At 72.9% G+C, this 19,220-nt stretch carries 20 protein-coding genes; 11 read left to right on the forward strand and 9 right to left on the reverse strand.

What is annotated here, in order from left to right; translation table 11 throughout:
• Nucleotides 1–55: 55 nt before the first annotated feature.
• Together BCD48_RS44515 and BCD48_RS44520 are read left to right on the forward strand one after the other, a co-directional pair.
• Nucleotides 56–808, forward strand: coding sequence for a CGNR zinc finger domain-containing protein (locus BCD48_RS44515; protein WP_071054868.1), 753 nt, complete (start codon nt 56–58; stop codon nt 806–808).
• Nucleotides 801–1,370: a cupin domain-containing protein gene (locus BCD48_RS44520; protein WP_241842468.1), complete on the forward strand. Its 570-nt coding sequence runs from the start codon at nt 801–803 to the stop codon at nt 1,368–1,370. The genes BCD48_RS44515 and BCD48_RS44520 overlap by 8 nt, the downstream gene beginning before the upstream one ends.
• Nucleotides 1,371–1,456: 86 nt before the next feature.
• Here the strand turns inward: BCD48_RS44520 and BCD48_RS52835 are convergent, their stop codons facing one another.
• From BCD48_RS52835 to BCD48_RS44535, 5 genes are all read right to left on the reverse strand, one after another.
• A complete protein-coding gene (locus BCD48_RS52835; protein WP_198543662.1) occupies nt 1,457–1,687 on the reverse strand; it encodes a hypothetical protein in 231 nt (76 codons plus the stop codon).
• Between the two features lie 109 nt (nt 1,688–1,796).
• Nucleotides 1,797–1,967, reverse strand: coding sequence for a hypothetical protein (locus BCD48_RS52840; protein ID WP_198543663.1), 171 nt, complete (start codon nt 1,965–1,967; stop codon nt 1,797–1,799).
• On the reverse strand, nt 1,949–2,911 hold the full coding sequence (locus BCD48_RS52845; protein ID WP_198543664.1) for an IS1634 family transposase: 963 nt from the start codon (nt 2,909–2,911) through the stop codon (nt 1,949–1,951). The genes BCD48_RS52840 and BCD48_RS52845 overlap by 19 nt, the downstream gene beginning before the upstream one ends.
• Nucleotides 2,912–3,233: 322 nt before the next feature.
• A complete protein-coding gene (locus BCD48_RS44530; RefSeq protein ID WP_071054870.1) occupies nt 3,234–4,172 on the reverse strand; it encodes an NADP-dependent oxidoreductase in 939 nt (312 codons plus the stop codon).
• A gap of 10 nt (nt 4,173–4,182) precedes the next feature.
• Nucleotides 4,183–4,431 carry a hypothetical protein gene (locus tag BCD48_RS44535; protein ID WP_071054872.1) on the reverse strand — a complete coding sequence of 83 codons (249 nt, stop codon included), beginning with the start codon at nt 4,429–4,431 and terminating at the stop codon, nt 4,183–4,185.
• A 67-nt stretch (nt 4,432–4,498) separates the two neighbouring features.
• Here BCD48_RS44535 and BCD48_RS44540 point away from each other — a divergent pair, with 67 nt between their 5' ends.
• Nucleotides 4,499–4,912 (forward strand): winged helix-turn-helix transcriptional regulator, encoded by a 414-nt coding sequence (locus BCD48_RS44540; protein WP_071054874.1) that lies wholly within the window; start codon nt 4,499–4,501, stop codon nt 4,910–4,912.
• An 801-nt stretch (nt 4,913–5,713) separates the two neighbouring features.
• Here BCD48_RS44540 and BCD48_RS44550 read toward each other — a convergent pair.
• The 4 genes from BCD48_RS44550 to BCD48_RS44565 form a co-directional block, all read right to left on the reverse strand.
• Nucleotides 5,714–6,121, reverse strand: coding sequence for a hypothetical protein (locus tag BCD48_RS44550; RefSeq protein ID WP_071054957.1), 408 nt, complete (start codon nt 6,119–6,121; stop codon nt 5,714–5,716).
• Between the two features lie 11 nt (nt 6,122–6,132).
• Nucleotides 6,133–6,393 carry a hypothetical protein gene (locus BCD48_RS44555; RefSeq protein WP_071054878.1) on the reverse strand — a complete coding sequence of 87 codons (261 nt, stop codon included), beginning with the start codon at nt 6,391–6,393 and terminating at the stop codon, nt 6,133–6,135.
• 64 nt (nt 6,394–6,457) lie between these two features.
• Complete coding sequence (locus tag BCD48_RS44560; protein ID WP_083420167.1) at nt 6,458–7,906, reverse strand: MFS transporter; 1,449 nt, start codon at nt 7,904–7,906, stop codon at nt 6,458–6,460.
• A 153-nt stretch (nt 7,907–8,059) separates the two neighbouring features.
• A complete protein-coding gene (locus BCD48_RS44565) occupies nt 8,060–9,325 on the reverse strand; it encodes a wax ester/triacylglycerol synthase family O-acyltransferase (RefSeq protein ID WP_241842469.1) in 1,266 nt (421 codons plus the stop codon).
• A gap of 1,127 nt (nt 9,326–10,452) precedes the next feature.
• Between BCD48_RS44565 and BCD48_RS44570 the strand changes: the two genes are divergently transcribed.
• From BCD48_RS44570 to BCD48_RS44605, 8 genes are all read left to right on the forward strand, one after another.
• On the forward strand, nt 10,453–11,985 hold the full coding sequence (locus tag BCD48_RS44570) for a wax ester/triacylglycerol synthase domain-containing protein (protein ID WP_071054884.1): 1,533 nt from the start codon (nt 10,453–10,455) through the stop codon (nt 11,983–11,985).
• Entirely contained in the window at nt 11,982–13,181 is a 1,200-nt protein-coding gene (locus BCD48_RS44575) for a prephenate dehydrogenase/arogenate dehydrogenase family protein (RefSeq protein WP_131804245.1), read from the forward strand. The genes BCD48_RS44570 and BCD48_RS44575 overlap by 4 nt, the downstream gene beginning before the upstream one ends.
• Entirely contained in the window at nt 13,178–14,302 is a 1,125-nt protein-coding gene (gene pdhA, locus BCD48_RS44580) for a pyruvate dehydrogenase (acetyl-transferring) E1 component subunit alpha (RefSeq protein WP_071054888.1), read from the forward strand. Before BCD48_RS44575 ends, pdhA begins: the two co-directional genes overlap by 4 nt.
• Nucleotides 14,303–14,475: 173 nt before the next feature.
• A complete protein-coding gene (locus BCD48_RS44585; protein WP_198543665.1) occupies nt 14,476–15,483 on the forward strand; it encodes an alpha-ketoacid dehydrogenase subunit beta in 1,008 nt (335 codons plus the stop codon).
• Nucleotides 15,480–16,901, forward strand: a complete 1,422-nt coding sequence (locus BCD48_RS44590) for a dihydrolipoamide acetyltransferase family protein (RefSeq protein WP_241842470.1) — start codon at nt 15,480–15,482, stop codon at nt 16,899–16,901. Before BCD48_RS44585 ends, BCD48_RS44590 begins: the two co-directional genes overlap by 4 nt.
• A 23-nt stretch (nt 16,902–16,924) precedes the next feature.
• Nucleotides 16,925–18,358 (forward strand): 4-hydroxyphenylacetate 3-hydroxylase family protein, encoded by a 1,434-nt coding sequence (locus BCD48_RS44595; protein ID WP_071054891.1) that lies wholly within the window; start codon nt 16,925–16,927, stop codon nt 18,356–18,358.
• 205 nt (nt 18,359–18,563) lie between these two features.
• Nucleotides 18,564–18,758: a ribbon-helix-helix domain-containing protein gene (locus tag BCD48_RS44600; protein WP_241842471.1), complete on the forward strand. Its 195-nt coding sequence runs from the start codon at nt 18,564–18,566 to the stop codon at nt 18,756–18,758.
• Nucleotides 18,759–18,760: 2 nt separating this feature from the next.
• A complete protein-coding gene (locus tag BCD48_RS44605) occupies nt 18,761–19,198 on the forward strand; it encodes a type II toxin-antitoxin system death-on-curing family toxin (protein ID WP_071054895.1) in 438 nt (145 codons plus the stop codon).
• Nucleotides 19,199–19,220: the final 22 nt, after the last annotated feature.

A 19,220-nucleotide genomic window follows, 5' to 3' on the forward strand; every position in this document is an offset into this window, starting at 1 on the left:
GCGTCAGGGGACGTAATACTGACGGAACGCCTACGTCAAGTGAGGAGCAGCTAACGTGCGCGCGATCGAGCGCCGGTCGGGACGACCGGCGGAGCGGGTGGAGCAGCCGGAGTCGGCGGCGCTGTCCGCGGTCACGGACCATCCGGCGCCCGAGTCGTCGGGACCGCTGGACGAGACGCTCGGCGCCGGCAGCCTCTGCCTCGACTTCGTCGCCACGATGCTCGACGCGGACGGCGGGCCGGTCGATCTGATCACGGAGCCGGGCGGCCTGGCGACCTGGTTCACCCTCGCTGACCTGCCCCAGCCGGCCGGCGGGTTCACCTCGGCCGACCTGAGCGCCGCCCGCGAACTGCGCGCCGCCGCCGACGCGCTCGCCCGCGTGGCCCTTCGTGGCGAGGCTCCGTCGCCGGACGACATCCGATGTATCAACGCAGCCGCCCGCCACCCGACCCCGGTCTTCCTGCTGCGCCCGAGTGGCCGGGAGAAGACCGCGGTCGAGGAGTACGAGCCCAGCTCGTCGCTGGCCGTCATCGCCCGCGATCTGATCAACCTGCTCGCCGGGCCCGAGCTCGACCGGCTGAGGGAGTGCGCCGGCTGCGGCTCGCTCTTCTTCGATCGTTCACCGTCGGGCCGTCGCAAGTGGTGCTCGATGCGCCGGTGCGGCGAACGGGTCGCCTCGGCGCGCTACCGCCGCCGCCGCGCGGCCGCCGCCGCGACGGCGCCCCTCGGCTCCGCCGATCTGATCACCGGATCCGCGTCGCCGAACCTGGCTCCCGAACCACCGCATCAGGAGGCGCACCATGCCTGACCGAACAGCGGCCTCGCCCAACACGGCGGCCGGGGCCGGCGCGGCCGACGAGGCCAGCGCGGCCGACGAGGCGCTGCCCGAGCCGGAGAAGCCGACCGGGCACGAGTTCGACGCCTTCCACCGCCGGCTCCACCAGATCCGCCCGACCGGCCTGTCCGCCCACACCGCTCAGACGGCGGGGATGCGCCGCGTCGAGGCGCTGTCCGGCACTACCGTCGGCACCGCGCGGCTGTGGATGGGCCAGACCCACGTCGCTCCCGCCACCCGCTCGGCCAACCATCACCACGGCCTGTCCGAGACCGGGATCTACGTCGTCACCGGCCATCCCGCGTTCGTGTTCCTGCGGGACGACGAGGAGATCCGGCTGGAGACCTCGCCCGGCGACTACATCTACGTGCCGCCGTGGGTGCCCCACCGGGAGGAGAACCCCGACCCCGACGCCGAGGCGGTCGTCGTCATCGCCCGCACCACCCAGGAGGCGATCGTCGTCAACCTCCCCGACCTGCGCTGGCGAGGCCCGGCCAAGACCTCCAACCGAGGCCGCTCCTGGCACACCTACTAGCCCGAGTTTCCAAAGATCTTGGTCCCTCGTAAGCGTCCTCGCAGGTCAGAGTGATTTTTGATCTTGTTTTCGGCGTAGTACCTAACTCACCGCCGCGGCGCGTACCGCCCGAGATCGAACAGGTCGTAGAGCCGCTGCTGACGTGGACTCATCCGGGTGATCATGTGGCGGGCGCGGGGCCGGCCGCGGTCGCCCTGGTAGAGCAGCACGGTCTCGCCGATGCCCTCCAGTTCGCCGAGCAGCGCCGGCACCGACAGGGCCAGGCCGGCCTGCTCGGTCTCGCGGCGCATCAGGTGCGCGACCGCGAGGGCGAGCACGCAGGTGAACAGGTGAACCCGGATCTTGTGGTCGGTGAAGTGGCGGATCGGGGCGAAGGAGACGACGCGCGGGTCCTTGGCCTGCCGGAACCCGGCTTTCGAGGTCCTCCTAAGAGCGGTAGGCGTCGATCACCGTGTCGACTGGCCAGTCGTCGTGGTCGGTGACCAGGATCCGCTTGCCGAAGATCTCCTCTTCGAGGGTGTCGTGCGCGACCTCGTGGTGGACCCAGGTCAGCCGCAGGCTGTCGGGGGTGTCGCCGGTCAGCTCGGTGCGCAGCACGCGGGCGACCCACCGCGGCGCGAGGATCGTGTCGATGTCGGCCTGCACCGCGGGCCTCTGCCGGCGGGTCCGGCCGCGGGCGAGCCGGGCGGCCAGCTCGTCAAGCTTGCCCGTGGCCTTGGCCAGCGTCTGGCGAAGCCGACCTGTTGGGCTGCGTGCAGACTCGGCGAGTGAGTGAGGACCACCCGCCGGTCGGTGCCGAGGACCTGGGCGCGGGCGTCGAGGGCGGTCAGGCCCTCGTCGGCGTAGCGGTCGACGATCGCGCGGTCGGTGGCGGGGCGAGTGAGCAGTTCGGGGTGGCTGCTCGGGGGGACCGAGCCGACGAAGTGCAGGCCGAGCTCGGCGAGCCGGGCGAAGTTCGGTGTCGAGTTCTGCCCGGCGTCGAACGTGAGCGTCATCCCGACCGGCCGCTCGACTGCGGCCGTGTAGCGCCGCGCCAGCTCCTCGATCATCGGGGTGAACTGGGTGATGTCGGGCTGGCCGCCCGGGTAGACCCGGGACAGCAGCGGGATTCCGCCGTCCCTCGTGGCGACCAGGCCCAGGCCGACGAGGCGCAGGTCGTAGCGCTTCCGCTTCGCCTTGCCGCGCGCGGCGACCGATGCCCGGGTGTTCGTGGAGTCGATGAACGTCGCGAAGTTGGTCATGTCGAGGATCAGCGCGTGGGTGTCGAGGCCGAACACCTCGATCATCCGCCGGGTCAGGGCCGCCTCTACCTCGTCGATCGCCGCGATCTCGACCCGGTCCATCGCGTCCCAGAACCGGCGGTGGTCCAGCATCCCGGCCGACAGCTTCGTGATCCGCCCCAGCGAGGTCGACGCGGACCAGTCAGCGAAGCCCGCCTTCGACCGCGGGTCGCAGACCCGGTTGAGCGCTGCCAGCGCCAGGTACGTCCCGACCGTCGCGCCGCCGCTGACCTTCGCGTCCCCGACCACGCCGTCGATCACGGCGATGGCCTCGAGCTAGGCGAGCATGCCCCAGACCGCGGCGACGTCGCCGAACCGGCGGTGCACCGTGGCGTCCGGCAGCCCCGGCTCGCCGCCGCCCTGCCCCGTCAGCCGGGCGATCACCTCGTCCTCGGCGCCCAGGTAGACCTGGTCTACGATCCGGGGCTGCCCGTCGACCCGGGCGGACGTCGTGGCGTAGAGGTACGTCCTCCCCGCGATCCGCTTCTTGACGATCGACGTTCAGGTACGACAAGGGCCCGCGCCACCGGCCGCCCGGTTCGCGCGGCCGCCTCGGTGAGGGTCGGGGCGATGTAGTCCCCGATCAGCTCCGAGCCGGAGACTCCTCGACCGTGACGACGAGCTTGCCGACTGTGAAGTCGGTGATGGCTCTGGTGGCTTCGGCGAGCGGGTAGATCCTGGCCACCGGTACCCGCAGCCGCCCGGAGACAACCTGCGTGGCAAGGCTGGTAAGGGTGGCCGCGGAGGGGTCAGCCATCACGGTGGTTACTTTGAGATCCCGTGCGGCGTGGTCCTCCGGTGTGAAGTGCGTCGTGGAGGCGAACCGCCCGCCCACGGCGGTCAAGCCCGCCACCAGGGCGCCGTCGCCAGCCAGGTGCAGGGCGGCCTGCACGCCCCGCGACGCGAGCGCGCGGGTCTGGGCGACGAGATCGGCATGGTCGACAGCCCAGGCGGCGCCCAGTCCGGTGACGAACGCGGCTTCGGGTCCCGGCCTGCCCGTGGCGATGACCGTGGCCCCGCGCGCCGCGGCGAGCTGCACCGCGAATGCGCCCACGCCGCCGGTCGCGCCCGAGACGAGAACGGTGTCCCCAGGCCCCGGGGCGACCGCGTCGACCGCGTTCAGCGCGGCGGTGCCGGCCAGGGCGAGCGCGGCCGCCCGGACACCGTCGAGACCCTCGGGAATCGGCGCCAGGCCGTACTGCTCACCTACCGTCAGGTATTCGGCGAGGCCGCCCTGCCCGAGGGTCGGCCGCATCACCACGCCGAACACCTCGTCGCCCGCCTGCACGGTGGTCACCTCGGTGCCGACGGCGGCCACCACGCCGGCGAAATCCTTACCGAGCACCACCGGGAAGTCGTAGTCGTACACACCCTTGAGAAAGCCACCGAGCACGCCGAGGTCGAAGCCGTTGATCGACGATGCCCGCACCCGGACGAGCACCTCGCCGGGCGCCGGCTCGGGTATCGGCAGGTCGACGACGGCCGGCGCCGCGCCGAAGTGCGCAAAGGCCACAGCACGCATGGAGATCTCCCTACCGAGGCTGGTAGGTTGCCGAGGTGGCCAACGGGGTGGCCGCATGGCGCCATGACGCCCGCAGAGCGGCGACGGACACCTGACTCGGCCCGGTGAACACGCCGGGCAGCGCCCGCGCCACCTCGATCAGGCGGGCCCGGATCTCCGGCGGCGAGAACTGGTCGAGCTGGTCGTGCGGGATCTCCAGCCCCGTGGTCACCGGCCGGTCGCCGGCGCGCACGGGCGGCGCGGTCAGATCGACATCCACGGATCCCCTACCTTCTGTGCGTTGGTTACTTCTTGTTCGCGGGCACAGTCTGTTCGAGGATCCGGGTATGGCGGAAGACGGCACTTTCAGCTACGTACCGCACATTCAGGTGCGCGAGCCGGTCGACGAAGGGCACCCCACGTGCCAGCTACGCGACGTCCTCGACCGGGTCGGCGACAAGTGGAGCGTCCTGGTCATGAACCTGCTCGGCAGCGGGCCGAAGCGGTACTCCGCACTGCACCACGCCATCGACGGCATCTCGCAGCGGATGCTCACGGTGACCCTGCGGAGCCTGGAACGCGACGGCCTGGTGCACCGCGCCGTCACTCCGAGCTCGCCGCCCCGGGTCGACTACATGCTCACCCCGGTCGGCGAGACCCTCCGCGCCCCGGTACACGCCCTCATCTACTGGGCCCACCAGCACCGGGACTACATCGCGACGTCCCGGCTCCAGTACGACACGGCGCAACCGGCCGAGTAGGAACGGAACAGGCGCCGATTCATCGGACGCGGCGCGGCAGGGGCTCAGGAACCGGGAAGCCGACACTCCTTTCGGAGTGCATCGGCGGCCGGCCGACGACGTGAGATCGCATTCTCCTGCTCGCTCGACATTTCCGCGAAGGCAAGGCAGCTGCTGCTGGGCAACCGACGCGAACTGGGTGAAGGTCGAGATCCAGGTCATCGCCGCCGCCGGAACGCTCGCCGGCCTCCACGACATCCCGGCGAACTCGTCGGGTACGGCCCGGTCCCCGCCGACGTCGGCCGCATCGCGCTCGACAACCGCGGCCTGCTCTGTCACCACCACCATGCCGCCAAACACCGCGGTGGTTGGACGCTGAATCAGCCCGAACCGGGCGTCTTCATCTGGACGAGTCCCGCCGGCCGAACATATCAGGTCGACACCAATACGAACGAGGAAGAGGGCGTACTTCCCGCCGAAGACAGGAAGAACAAGGCCGCCGCCCGTGCGGCCACACCCGCGACCGCCGACAGGGCCAACGGCGAAAGGCAACCGTCCGAAGAAAACCCGCGGCAGGTCCGCGGCTGGCTCTGCCCTGGGCACGTCTGCGGCTGTACTGGCACCGCTGGTCGACCACCCCACCCCCACCAGAACTGGCAGCGCTACTTGACCACGTGAGCCACTCCCACCCACTAGCCGCCCCAACCTGACCAACCAGCGACTAGCTACGTTCCGGCGCGCTGCTGTGGAACTGCCGGTGCTTTACGAGCCGGCGTTCCGTGGGCCGAGCCCGCCGCACGGCGGCCAACGATCCCTTGAAGATCAGGCAACTTGCTCGCGCAGCCACGAAAGAGGGCGTCCTTCGAGTTTCGACAGGCCCTCCTCGGCTGTCATCGCGGTCGAGGCGGCGACCGGAAATCGCTGTAGCATCCGGGATGCGGGATAGTAGACGAAGCGCTCGCCGAATTCCGCGCAGAGCCGGAACGAGCCGACCCAGGAGGCAACCCTTTCGTCCGCACCTCGCGCGGCGAGCAACGCCTCGGCGCTGGAGAAGCGTTCGACAAGCTCCTGTGGATCCTTGCGGTCGATCGAGTAGTAGGCGTAGACGTTCTCGATCGGGTCGAAGAAGTAGCCGACCTCGTGCCACTGATCGGCTTCAACGGTCAAGCACGGATAGGCCTTCGAGGTAGCGGCGACGAACTCGCGCACAGAGAGCTGGGCGTCAGACATGTCCACACACCCTACAACTCGAGGCGGGCAGCGGCGACCTGCGCTATCCGCTCTCGCAACTCGCTTTCGAAGGCCGGCGTGGTCCAGTCGTCGCCGGCGAACTCGGTCCCCACCTCGGCTCTGACTTCGCCCACCGGCCGGTCACCGTCGAATATCTTGACCAGGTAATAGCAGAGTTCGCGGTACTGGTCGTAGCTGTCGAATGCCGCCGTCCACGAGCGCTCCCCATTGATGGTTTCGTTCCTCGCGAATTCAGGCCAGGAGAATTCCACCGCTCGCTCCTTCCCAGCGGCCCTGGGTATCGGCACCGAGGGGTCCGCCGAGCCAGGTTCCGGGCTACCCGCCGTCGCCCTGCCTGCCCACTGCCAGCAGGTCCTCCGTGTGGGCCTCCGGGAGGAACAGGGCCGCGATCGCCGCCGCGGCGGCCAGGACGGTGATCGCGATGGCGACGGTGTGCAGGGCGGGCACCTGCCCGGCGTGGGCGCTGCGATGGGTGAACAGGGTCGCGACGACCCCGATCCCGAACGAGCCGAGAACCCGCTGGACGACGTTGAAGGCGGTGTTCGCATCCGCCTGCTGCTCGGGCCGCAGCGGTTCGGTCGCCACCAGGACCAGCGGTGTGATGACCAGCCCGACCGCCGCCGCGCGGAGGGTGAGGATCAGCCCGGTGAGCCACAGCGGGGTTTCCGCGCCGATCGCGAACAGGCCCGCGCTGGAGGCGACCAGCAGGGCGAACCCGCCGAGGACCGTGGGGCGTACCCCGATCCGGGCGGCGGCGCCCGCACCGGCGAGCGTGCCGACGCCGGTCACGATCCCCTGCGGCAGCAGGGCCACACCGGTTATGAACGCCGAATGGCCCTGGCCCGACTCCAGGAAGATCGGGACCACGAACACGATCGACCAGGCCGCGACCGACGCCGCCCCGCACAGCGTGAAGGCCAGCGCCACCGACCCCTGGCGCAGGATCGACAGGTCTAGCGCCGGGTACGGGACCCGGCCGGACCGGACCGCGTATACGGCGAGCACGGCCACGCCGACGACGATCGGCCCCCAGGTCGCGGGCGGCGTCAACGCGCCTCGGGTGATCCGGTCGACGCCGTAGAACACAGCGACGAGCCCGACCGCGAGCAGGCCGAGGCCGGCGAGGTCGGGCCGGGCCGTTGGCTGGGCCGGCGGCCCGAGGTTCGCGGGCAGCCGCCGGGCCGCGGCGACGGCCAGCAGCCCGATAGGCACGTTGATCAGGAAGATGGCCCGCCAGCCCTCGCCGCCGCCGATCGCGCCGAGCAGCATGCCGCCGACGCTCGGGCCGAGCGCCGGGCCGAGGAAGAGCAGAACGCCGGCGGCCGGCGACATGCGCCTCGACCCGCCGGACCCGCCGAGCAGCATCGACATCGCCAGCGGCACGAGCGGCGCGCCCGCGAGGCCCTGCAGCACCCGCGCGGCGATGAGCACGCCCACGCCCGGCGCCGCCCCGCACAGCGCCGACGCGCCGGTGAAGGCGGCGAGGAACGCGGTGTAGGTGGGGATGGTGCCGAAGCGCCGCGACAGGTAGGAGGTGAGCACGAGCCCTGTGCCGAGGGCCAGCAGGTAGCCGCTGACGATCCACTGCACCGTCGGCAGCGACGTGTCCGTCTGCCGGGCGATCGGTTCGACCGCGACGTTGACGATGCTGGAGTCGAGCATCGTCAACAGCGGGCCGGCGAGCAGCGCGTACTGCGCGCCCGCGCGGAACCTGACTACCTGGGTTGTCTCGGCGGCCGTGTGCGGCATGGCCTCGATCACCACGTCCGTGTCTCCTCCCTGGCCTGCGGCATCGTGTGCTCAGCCCTGCTGTCCGGCCAGGCGCCATCGTGACATGCGTCGTTTGCCTGCCTCAGGTCGGGACGCGCGAGGACAGGCATTTGGGCCGAGAGGACACGCCCGGCCCACCCCCTGGGATCAGCGCGGCGCGGGACCCGCGGCCAGCGTGACCACGGCCTCGTCCATCACCGGGACGATCCCGGCCGCGCGTTCCAGGCCCTCGATCTCGGCCAGCCACAGCTCGGCCAGCTCCTCGCCGCCCGGCGCCGGCACGGTGAAGCCGGCCGTGACCGTCCGCCCGAGGCCACCGAGCGTGATGACCACCTGCCGGCGCCCTTCCCGTACGGCCGGCACCGGCAACGCCGTGATGACCGGAGCTCCCGCCACCGCCAGCGGCCCGGGGATCGGCCCCAGGTTCGTCGTGTTCACCGCGGCCGTGCGGAGCTCCTGGCCGCCCCCGATGGTCCGGCGCCCGAGCCGGCTGGGTACCCGGTCGGACCAGAAGCGCTCGCCGAGGCTCGCGCTCGAGCCCCCCTTGTAGGGAGCAGTCTGGCGGCGCACCTGCTCGAAGCGCTCGGCCGGAGAAGCGAGCTCCAGGGGCAGCGCCACCCGGGTCGCCACGAAGGCATTGCCGAGTATCGAGCGCTCGGCTGTGCGCCGGGCACTGACCGAGAGCACCGCCCGCACCGGCGACTGGCCAACCGGCGACGACCAGGCCGCGAGCGCCCCACCCACCGTGACCAGGTAGACGTCGTTGACCGAAGCCCCGTAGGCCTGGCCGACCGCGCGCAGCCGGTCGACCCCGATGGACGCCCAGCCCACACTGGGGCGACCGCCGCCCGGGCCGGTGAGCGCCGCGAGCCCACCGGACGGCCCGGCCCAGCTGGCGGCCTGGCGTCGCGCGGCCGACACAAGCATGCCGGGCGTGAGCTTCCCGGGCCGTATCCAGGCCGGGCCGGCCATCGCGGTGGCCTCGTCGCCGAACAGGTACGTCAACACCCGGTTCTGCGAGAGCCCGTCCACCCAGACGTGGCTGGCTCGGAAGATGATGTGGACGTCGCCCGTGCCGGGGCTGGTGAGCAGGCCGACCTCCCAGGCCGGCCCGTCCAGCGGCGTCACCACCCCCGACAGCCGCACGGCCTCCGCCCGCGCGTCGTTCTCGGTCGCACCCGCCGGCAGCGGGTACTCCCGCACGTGACGGGTGACGTCGATCACCCCGCCGGGCTCCCAGCGCGGCGCGCGGCCACGGCGCTCCACCAGCCGCTCCGTGAGCGCGGGGAACGCCCGGACGCGGTCGAGAACCGCGGCCCGCACCTGGTCGAGATCCGGCGACCCGGCCAGCCGCAGCAGGTAACTGCTGACGCTGACCGGACGGGTGGGATAGGCCCGTTGGAAGTCGAGCATGTACCGGTCCATCCGGCTCAGCGGCCGGCCACCCCCGTGCGCGCCTTCAAGAGATTCCGCGCCACCATCGGATTCAGAGCCACCCATGGACTCAGAGCCAGCCGTGGATTCAGAGCGCATCCCGACCCCCGTCTCGCGACGCAGGCCCTACGCCGGCGCCAGGCCTGCCCCGCGTGGGAGGGTTCTCCACCTCGGCCGGCCGAGGCCGGTAACCACGCGTGACCGTAACGCCCTGTATGGGCTGTACTGCGCCAGCAGCCTACTGACGCACCAACAGGCAGCCGCGAGGTGGTGCGGATCCGGTAAACCCGCGGGGCCCAGAAGATCCCTTCGGGCTGTGCCGACAGTGGGCCTGCCCCCGGAACGGGACGACCACCGGCGCGCCCTCGCGGTACTCGCCTGCCTCGACGCCTGACCGGTGCGGGCCGCGGTGGCGGGCGGCCCCGGACTGGGCAAGCCTTCCAGCGGATTGACGGCGCGTCTGGAAGCATTCCCGCGGCCTCCCGGGAATAGCTCTCGGCCGGCCCGCCGGGCGCCCGTTTCCATGCACCATTCACGATCATCGGCACTCGGCCGACAAGGCTCGGCCCGTGACCGCGGACCGGTGGCCGGTCCGGAACCCTTACCCTCGCCAATCTCCGGCGGAGTCCGCGCTCACGGCGCTATTACACCTCGGCCTCCCGCCATAGGTAGTCGTAAAACAGTACCCGTGCTGTCGCGTCGCCGACATCACCCTCCCCGCCCGCCTGCACGCGCTGTCCAGTATCTGTCTTCAACCCAGGGTTGCCAACACCTGGGCGCCAGCCTTCCCAGCTCCGTCGCGGGCCGCCGGCAATGACATTTCCGCAGGTCAGGCCGCCAGTCGCGCCGAACCTCTCCCAGGCAGCCTGGGAGCCCGCCCCTAGGCGAGCCCGGGAAACCCCGGGGCCCGCGTACCAGGGCTTTCCCGGGTGCTCGGGCCGCGACGCACCTATATTCATCCTCGTCGTTCGGTTTACGGCCGGCATCGCCGCACGGGTCTGCACCCCGCCCCAGCATGCCGGATGCAAACCGTTTCCAGCCCAGCCAAGGGAGCCAGTCGTGAAAATCGCGCGGCGAACCGTCGGCGTTATCCGGAGCGGTCCGCGATGACAAGGGCGAGCGGCGAGACGGAAACGCGCGGGCGGGCCGCGGCAAGCGCCGACGGCCACGCGGACGGGCGAGCACTCACCGCCGTCGACAAGATCACACTTGGATACCAGCGGGCGTATCCACGGACGCGGCTCGCGGTCGGGAACCTGCTGGTCGGTCACGGCCCGGCGCCGGACATCCAGGAGCTACGAGACCTCGTCGCGGACCGGGCCCGCGCCTTTCCGCCACTGACGCACCGGGTCGCCCCGGCGGGGTGGGGCCGCCTGGTCTGGACAGCCGACACCGCCTTCGACCCGGCGCGGCACGTCCAGGAATGCAGGGTGCCGGCCGGCTCGGGACTCGCCGGGCTGCGCGAGGCGATCGAGCGGCTGTCCACCATCGAGATCTCGATGGACGCCCCGCCGTGGCAGCTCTGGCTGCTCCACGGCGACCGCCCCGACGGCTTCGCCGTGCTCTTCCGCGGCAGCCATGCCCGGATGGACGGCGCCGCGCTGGACCTGGTGCTGGGGAAACTGTTCGGCCCGCCCGGCCAGGAGGCGCGGCGGGAACCTCCCCGCCCGTTGCCGGACAGGCGCCGTCACAGCCTCCTGGCGGTCGGCAGGGCGGCCGCGCACTCGCTCGGCTGGCTCGCCAGCACGACCGCGATCGGCCCGCTCGCCGCGGCTCCGACCGGGCGGACCCGCCACGCGTGGCTGGAGATCGACCTCGCCAGGCTGCGGGCGATCGGCCGGGCGTACGGAGCGACCGTGAACGACATCTTCCTCGCCGCACTCGCCGGCGCCCTGCGGGCCTGGTGTCCCCCGGAAACCGGCCGGCCGCGCCGGGCGGCGGGCGGCCGCGGCGCGATACACGCCGCGATGCCGGTCAGCACCCGCCTGGCGCCCCAGCGGGACGTGGTGAGCAACTATCTGACCACCGTGCGGATCGCGCTGCCCTACGGCGAGGCGTCGATGCGCGGGCGGGTCGACGCGATCCGTCGGCAGACCATCCGGCTCAAGCGGCACGGGGCCCCGGGCGTCGCGGAGCGCCTCTTCCTCTGGACGGTCCCGGCGCCCTTGCGGACCGCGGCGCTGTCCACCGGGATCGCCACCCGTGGCTTCGCGCTGACCGCGTCCAACCCGGCCGGCCTGACCGGCCCGTTCGAGATCCTCGGCCGGCCGGTCGTCGACGCCGTCCCCGTGCCGCCGGTCCCCGCCGGCCAACGCCTCGCGGTCCTGCTCAGCGGGCTGGACAGGCAGGTGCGCGTCGGCTTCTCGACGGACGCCTCGGTGCCCGGCCACACACGCCTGGCCGACCTGTTCGCGGCCGAGCTCGACGCCCTCGAGGCCGCGGGCGGCATCCGCCCCAACCCTTCGGACGGGGCGGTGGCCGGCCCGGTGAGCAGCCTCGCCGGGCCGACCCGCCCGGCCACCCCCCACTCCTTCGACACACCCGCCATGGACTCCGGCCCGCGGCCGGCGGATCCGTCGACCGCCGGTCCGGGACCGTCAGGCAGACCAGACAGCGACGAAAGAGCGGTTCAGCGATGACCATGCATGCGCGCCTGGTTGATCTCACTGTGGTGACGGCGCCAGGCCCGGACACCGCGTCCCCCGTCCCCACCGCCCCGGTCCCCACGGCTCCCGCCTCCGCGGCTCCCGCGTCCGCGGCCGACCTCGTGGACACCGCCGACCTCGCCGACCTCGCGGGCCTGCGGGTCCTGGTGGTCGGGACCGGCCTGATCGGCACGTCGGTCGGCATGGCGCTGAGCCGGCACGGGACCGACGTCCTGCTCTACGACCGGAACCCGGCCCAGACGGCCGTGGCGGCGCGCCGCGGCGCCGGCCGGGCCTGGCCGTTCCCGGACCCCCGCCAGGCCGGCGTCGTCGGGCCGCGCCAGGCAGGCGCAGCGGACGACCCGGCGGCGGACGAGCTGACGGCGAGAGCCGGCGACCTCGCGGCGAGCGCCGGACAGGCCGTCGACCATGTCGTGATCGCCGTCCCCCCGCGCGACGTCGGCCAGACGCTCGTCGCCTGGCAGCGCCTGCTCCCCGGGGCGACCTTCAGCGACACGGCGTCGGTGAAGGTCGAGCCGCTGACCGACGCCGAGCGGCTGGGCGCGGACATGTCCCGGATCTGCGGCGCCCACCCGGTGGCCGGCCGCGAGCGCGGCGGTCCTGAGTGGGCCGTGGCGGACCTGTTCACCAACCGGCCCTGGGTCATCACCCCGTCGGCGGTGACGTCCCGGCTCGCCCAGCGGCACGCGAGCCTCGTGGCCATCGGCTGCGGCGCCTGGGTCGCGCGGCTCGACCCGCGCACGCACGACTTCGCGCTCGGCCTGCTCAGCCACCTGCCGCACATCGTGGCCAGCGCCTTCGCGGCCCGGCTGGCGACGATGCCGGAGGACCTCGCCCGCCTCGCCGGTCCCGGCCTGATGGACTTCACCCGGATCGCCGGGGCGAACGCCGACCTGTGGACGGAGATCGTCGAGGCCAACGCCTCCCCGCTGGCCGACCTGCTCGCCGACGTCGTCGCCGACCTCGGCGCGGTACGGGACGCCCTCGGCGCGGGCGCGGCCCAGGGCAACGGGACCGCGCCGGTCGTCGAGTCGCTGTTCCGGCTGGGGAACACGGGCCGCTGCCGGCTGGAGGCGGCAAAGGCCCTGCCCGCCCCCCGGGCGGCCGTCGACGACCACCTCAGCGGCGTCGACCACCTCAGCGGCGTCAACGGGCGGCTGTCGGCATGACCACCGAGGCCACCGGCGGGCTCGGCCAACTCGTCGCCGGGCTGCTCCCCTCGCCGTCGCCGATTCGTTTCCTGGACCCCGCCGGCGAGCCGGTCGACGAGCACGGCGGCTACCGGCCGCCGTCGGACGAGCTGACGGTCCGGGCGTACGAGGCCATGGCGCTGGTCCGCCGTTTCGACACCCAGGCCACGGCGCTGGCCAGGCAGGGCCGGATCGCGGCGTTCCCGTCGTCCTCGGGCCAGGAGGCGTGCCAGGCCGGCGCGGCGCTGGCGCTGCGCCCGGGCGACTGGCTGTTCCCGACCTACCGGGACAGCGGCGCGCTGCTGTCCCGGGGCGTCGACCCGCTGGAGGTGCTGGCCCCGGTCCGTGGCCACCGGCACTGCGGCTACGACCCCCTCGCCCATCGGTGCGCGCCGATGAGCACACCGCTGGCGACGCAGGCACCGCACGGCACCGGCCTCGCCGTCGCGGCCCGCTGGAAGGGCACGGACGAGGTCGCGCTCGTCCTGCTCGGCGACGGTGCGACCAGCGAGGGAGACTTCCACGAGGCGCTGAACTTCGCCGCGGTGTTCCGCGCTCCGGTGGTCTTCCTGGTGCAGAACAACCGCTACGCGATCAGCGTCCCCCTCTCCCGGCAGAGCGCGGCGCCGTCGCTGGCCTACAAGGGCGTCGGCTACGGGGTACGCGCCGAGCAGGTCGACGGCAACGACGCCGTGGCCGTCCTGGCGGTGCTGACCGAGGCCGTGGGCCACGCCCGGGCCGGCCTCGGGCCGATGCTGGTCGAGGCGCACACCTACCGGATGGGACCGCACACCAGCTCGGACGACCCCGGCCGCTACCGGGACGACGACGAGGTGGCGATGTGGCGGGTGCGCGACCCGATCGAGCGCCTGCGGGCGTACCTGCGCGGGCGCGGCCTGCTCGGCGACGCGGCCGAGGCGGCCGTCGCGGCGCGGGCGGAGACGCTCGCCGCCCAGGTGCGGGCCGGCGTGGCCGACGACGCGCGGGTCGCCCCGACGGAGATGTTCGACCATGTCTACGCCGCCGCGCCGCCCGTCCTGGCGGAGCAGCGGGCGGCGTTGTTGTCCGAACTCGGCGCGGACGGCGAGGGCGCGCGATGACCACGGGCCGATCCACCGCGGTCCCGTCCAGGGCGCCCGCCGGCTCGGCGGAGCGGATCTGGCGGGTTCGCGGAGAGGCCGATGTTCCGCCGGCCCTGGCGGCTTTGGCCCCGGACACGGACACGGACGCGGACGGGGACGAGGCGGGTCCGGCGTCGACGGTGACCATGACCATGACGCAGGCGCTCAACCAGGCGCTGCGGGACGCGATGGCGGCGGACGAACGGGTGCTGGTCCTCGGCGAGGACGTGGGCCGCCTCGGCGGGGTCTTCCGCGTCACCGACGGGCTGCTTGCCGCCTTCGGCGAGCGGCGCTGCCTCGACACGCCGCTGGCGGAGGCCGGGATCGTCGGGTTCGCGGTCGGCCTGGCGATGTACGGCCTCCGGCCGGTCGTGGAGCTGCAGTTCGACGCGTTCGCCTATCCGGCGTTCGAGCAGGTGGTCAGCCATGTGGCGAAGCTGGGCGCACGGACCGCGGGCCGCCTCCGGCCCGCCATGGTGCTGCGCATCCCCTACGGGGGCGGGGTCGGCGCGGTGGAGCACCACTCGGACAGCTCGGAGGCGTACTACGCGCACACGGCGGGCCTGAAGGTCGTGACCCCGGCGACCGTCGCGGACGCCTACTCCCTGCTGCGGGACGCGATCGACGATCCCGACCCGGTGGTGTTCCTGGAGCCGAAACGGCTGTACTGGACCCGGTCGCCGGTGGACCTGCCCGCCCGCGCCGAGCCGCTGGGCCGGGCCGCGCTGCGCCGGGCCGGGCGGGACGTGACGGTCGTGACCTACGGGGCGACGGTCCCGGTCGCGCTGGAGGCCGCCGAGGCCGCCGCCGGGCGCGGCTGGGATGTCGAGGTCGTCGACCTGCGGTCGATCGTGCCGTTCGACGACGGCACGGTCGTCGCCAGCGTGCGGCGCACCGGCCGCTGCGTCGTCCTGCACGAGGCCCAGGGATTCGCCGGGGTCGGCGCGGAGATCGCGGCGCGCGTCCAGGAGCGCTGCTTCCACTCGCTCGCGGCGCCGGTCCTGCGGGTGACCGGGTGGGACGTCCCGTACCCCGCCCCGAAGCTGGAGCACCACCACCAGCCGGGCGTCGCGCGCATCCTGGCCGCGTTCGAGCGCCTGCAGTGGGACGACGAGCCGGACACCCGCTGGCTCGACCCGCCGGGGGGCCGGACGTCATGACCGGTTCGCGTGAGGCAGCCCCCGCGGCCCCGACAGGTACCGCCGCCCGCGCGGGCGGCGCCGGCGGCATGGGCGGAGTCGCCGAGTTCGCCGTCCCCGACCTCGGCGAGGGGCTGACGGAGGCCGTCGTGGTGCGGTGGCTCGTCGAGGTCGGGGACCAGGTCGAGATCGACCAGCCCCTCGTGGAGGTGGAGTCGGCGAAGGCGCTCGTCGAGGTCCCCTGTCCCTACGCCGGGATCATCGAGGCCCGCCACGGGCGTGCCGGCGACGTCCTTCCCGTCGGCTCTCCTCTCGTGCGGGTCCGGGAGCGGACCGCCACGGGCACCGACCAGCCGGCCCGGCCGGCACGCCCGCGGGTCCCGGACTCGTCGCACCCGCCGGTCACAGGCCCGCCGGGGGCGGTGGGCGAGACTCCGCGCCAGGCTCCGGCGATGGCCGCGCCGGCGCTCGTCGGCTTCGGCCCCGCCGCGATGGAACCCGTCCCGGCCAGGCGACCGAGGCCTCCGAAGACGACCACCGCGACCACCGCGACCACCGCGACCACCGCGCCGAGGGTCATCTCGCCGGTGGTTCGGCGGCTCGCCCAGGCCGCGGGCCTCGATCTGGCCGCGGTGCCCACCACCGGCGCCGACGGCATCGTCCGCCGAGCCGACGTCGAACGGCTGCTGGCCGCGGCCGGCCGCGCCGAGGGCCATCCCCCGGCATCCCCCGAGCCGCCCGCCGCACCGGCGGTCCGTCGGATCCCCCTGGCGGCCAGGCGCGTGGTCGTCGAGCGGATGGTGCGCAGCCGCCAGGAGATCCCGGAGGCGACGGCCTGGCGCGACGTGGACTTCACCGACCTGCTCGCGGCCCGCGACGCGATCAACGCCCGGAGTCCGGACCGGCCGGTGAGCGTGCTGGGCCTGCTGGCCAGGATCTGCGTCGCGGGGCTCGCGCGCCATCCCGAGCTCAACGCCACCGTGGACACCGCGCGGGGCGAGATCGTCCGGTATCCGTCGGTCAACCTGGGATTCGCGGTCAACGGCGCCGGGGGCCTCGTCGTCCCCGTCGTCAGGAACGCCGACACGATGACGGCGCCGCGGCTGTCCGAACGGTTCCGGGAGCTGACCTCCCGGGCCCGCGACCGTTCGCTGGTGCCCACCGAGCTCACCGGCGGCACGTTCACCCTCAACAACCACGGCGCCCTCGGCACGGACGGCGCCGTCCCGATCATCAACCATCCGGAGGTCGCGCAGCTCGCGGTGGGCCGCATCGCCGAGCGGCCGTGGGTCGTCGACGGCGAGATCCGCCCGCGGCGCGTGGCTCAGCTCACCGTCGCCTTCGACCACCGCGCCTGCGACGGCGCGCCGGTCGCCGGCTTCATCACCTTCCTGGCCCACTGCGTCGAGCAGCCACTCCTCATGATCACCGAGCTGTAGGAAAGAAGGACGAGGTACCGAAAATGGGCGCGCGAACCGGTAAGGAGTTCCTGGAGGGACTGCTGGACGACCGCGAGGTCTGGCTGGACGGCGAACGAGTGGCCGACGTGACCACGCATCCGCGGACGGCCGGCGCCGCCAGGACCCTCGCCGGCCTGTTCGACCTGCAGCACGAGCGGCCCGACCAGTACCTGGCCGTGGAGCCGGAGAGCGGGGAGACGGTCGCGGTCACGCACCTGATCCCCCGTTCGGCCGCGGACCTGGCCCGCCGGCACGACGCGATCGCCGGCATCGCGCGGCGCACCCTGGGGCTCATGGGCCGCAGCCCGGACTATCTCAACGTCACGCTCGCCGGCTTCGCCGGGCGCCCAGACGTGTTCAGGCGCGGCGGCAACGACGAGGGCACGGCCAACCTGCTCGCCTATCAACGCCACGTCATGTCCCGTGACCTGGCGCTGACCCACGCGATCGTCAACCCGACCGTCGACCGGTCGCTGCCGGAGACCGCCGCCGGCGGCGGCGAGGTCGTCGTGCACAAGGTGGCCGACACCTCGGAAGGGATCGTGGTGCGCGGCGCCCGGGCGCTGGCGACCCTCGCGCCGTTCGCCGACGAGATCTTCGTCTACCCCGGCTATCCGCTGGCCGAGGGCGACGAGCGCTACGCCGTGATCTTCGCGATCCCGATGGCCACCCCGGGCCTGAGGGTGCTCTGCCGGGACAGCTACTCCTCGCCGGCGCCGGCGGCCGACGCGCCCCTGTCGAGCCGGTTCGACGAGCAGGACGCCGTCATCGTGTTCGACGACGTCGAGGTGCCGCGCCACCGCGTGTTCCTCGACGGCGACGTGGATCTGTACAACCGTGTGATGCAACGGTCCGGCTGGACCGCGAACGTCATGCAGCAGACGACGATCCGGGCCATCTCGAAACTCCAGTTCGCCTGGGAGCTCGCGACCAGGATGGCCGAGGCGGTCAACAACACCAGCCCCGCGGCCGTCGAGATGCTCGGCGAGATCTGGAGCTATCTGGAGCTGACCCGGTCGACGCTGATCGCCGCGGAGGCCGGCGCCCACGAGTGGGGGTCGGGCACCTGGTTCTGCGCCGAGCCCCCATTCGCGGCCCTGCGCCCCACCCTGCCCCGCTGGTTCCCCCGGGTGACCGAGATCATCAAGCTGCTGGGCAGCCACAGCCTGCTGGCCACCCCGACCCGGGCCGAGCTGGCGAACCCACTGCTGCGCCCGCTGGTGGAGCGCTACTACCAGGGCGCGAACGGCCTGCCCGCCGACGAGCGGACGGCGCTGTTCCGGCTGGCCTGGGATTTCGTCGGCACCAGCCTCGCCGGCCGCTCCGACCTGTACGAGCGGTTCTACCTCGGCTCGCCGGGCCGTTTCCTGCAGCTCGCCCAGCGCCAGGCGGCCCGCGACGCCGACTTCGCCCTGGTCGCCTCGGTCCTGCCCTGACCCGCCCGGCGAGCACCGCCTCTCGCCTCACCCGCGTCACCCGCGACGGCGGACCGCGGACCGCGGACAACCAGTGGCGCGGGCACAGCACTTGCCCACAACGCGGCATTCGGCCGACGGCCGGGACTCGCTCGACGGCCGGCGCGACCAAGCCGGATGACGCTCTTGGTATCAACTCGGTATCGTATCGGCCATGGCTCTGACCGTGCGAACGGATGACGAACTGGAGCGCGCGCTCACCGTGCTGGCCGCCGCCGAGGGAACGTCCCGCCAGGAGATCATCCGACGGGCGGTACTGGAGCGCTACGAACGTGCCGGCCACGCCGCTCGGGTTGAGGACAGCGCAGACCGGATGATCGAACGCTGGGGCGACGTCCTGCACCGTCTCGGCACAGTGTGACGATGCCGGCGAACCCGGTCATCTACCTTGATCTCGACGATCTGCTCGCGCTCATCCGCGCTCTCGGCGTCGGCCCGGTACGCGATGTGGGTTTGCTCGACGCGGCCGCGTCCCGCCCCCGATCGAGCGCGTTCGGACGGGACGCCTATCCAACGGTCACACTCAAGGCTGCCGCGCTGCTGCAATCACTCGTCCGCAACCACGCACTCGTCGACGGGAACAAACGGCTCGCCTGGCTCGCCGTAGCCGTCTTCCTCGATCTCAATGGACTAGCCGTGGAGATGACCGACGACGCGACCTTCGACCTGGTGATGGACGCAGCACAAGGCAAGGCCGACCTGGAAGAGATTGCCGATCGACTGGTTGTGCTCGCGGTGCCTCACGCGTCCCGGAGGGCCGGCCCGCGGTCCACGACCGGCCCGCACACCACGAGCAGATGAGCACCGCAGCGCTCCGATTCCA

The organism is Pseudofrankia coriaricola, assembly GCF_001854805.1.
In the GTDB taxonomy this organism is placed as follows: domain Bacteria; phylum Actinomycetota; class Actinomycetes; order Frankiales; family Frankiaceae; genus Pseudofrankia.